Source organism: Lentzea roselyniae (assembly GCF_039537795.1).
GTDB classification, from domain to species: Bacteria; Actinomycetota; Actinomycetes; order Mycobacteriales; family Pseudonocardiaceae; genus Lentzea; species Lentzea atacamensis.
Map to the genome: position 1 here is coordinate 1 of NZ_BAABBE010000136.1, position 769 is coordinate 769.

Here is a 769-nt window from a genome sequence, read left to right on the forward strand (position 1 = left end):
CTCGGCCACCACGCCGAAGCCGTCGATCTCGCTGAAGCAGCAGTCCGTACCGTGCCGAAGCAGGTACCGTCGCACATGCGGGCATTTCTTCTGGGACAGCTCGCCGTCGCCCAGGCGGCCATGGGCAACGGCCGCGCCGCGCGGAACACCCTGGCCACGGCCGAGAAGGAACTCTCACGCGCCGATGGCAGATCGCCCGGCGTTGCCATCTACCACCCGGCATCGCTGGCGCACCAGCAGGCGGTAGCCCTCGCGAGCCTCGGCGACCACTCCGCCGCGATCCGTCTGCTGGAGATCTCACTGCGGCACCGGCCGATCCACGAGCGGCGATCACGCCTGATCACGTTGGGACACCTCGCCGAACTGCACGCCCGGTCCGGCCGGTTGGAGCTGGCGTGCCACACATGGCACCAATTCCTCGATGACTATCCACTGGTCACGTGCCGTCGCGCCGACTCCGTGCTGCGCAGGATGCGTGCCCGCGTTCGGTCGCACCGCACCAGCTCCGCCACACAGGCACTGTCCGCCCGGGCAGCCGAGTTCAGCGCCTGAGCGGCCACCGGGCGCCCCATACCAGTTGTGCAGAAAGACTTCCACCACCTCGAGCTCGCGAATGAGCACATGCTGGGGCTCACCCGTCACGGTCTTCCGGGCCCTCGGGCGTTTTCTGCGCAGCAGCGCCTGGTTGTGAGCCCACCATGGTTGGTAGCGGCCGTCTGATTTGCTGTTGCGGTCGATCTCCCGGTAGACGGTAGACGGTCTGGAAGCT

General features: G+C 67.6%; 1 protein-coding gene. It reads left to right on the forward strand.

The genetic code is table 11. The features are described 5' to 3' along the window. Positions 1–552 (forward strand): NsdA family TPR-like regulatory protein (locus tag ABFX45_RS46215; RefSeq protein ID WP_487047095.1); only part of this gene is annotated, 552 nt, incomplete at its 5' end. Positions 553–769 lie beyond the last annotated feature (217 nt).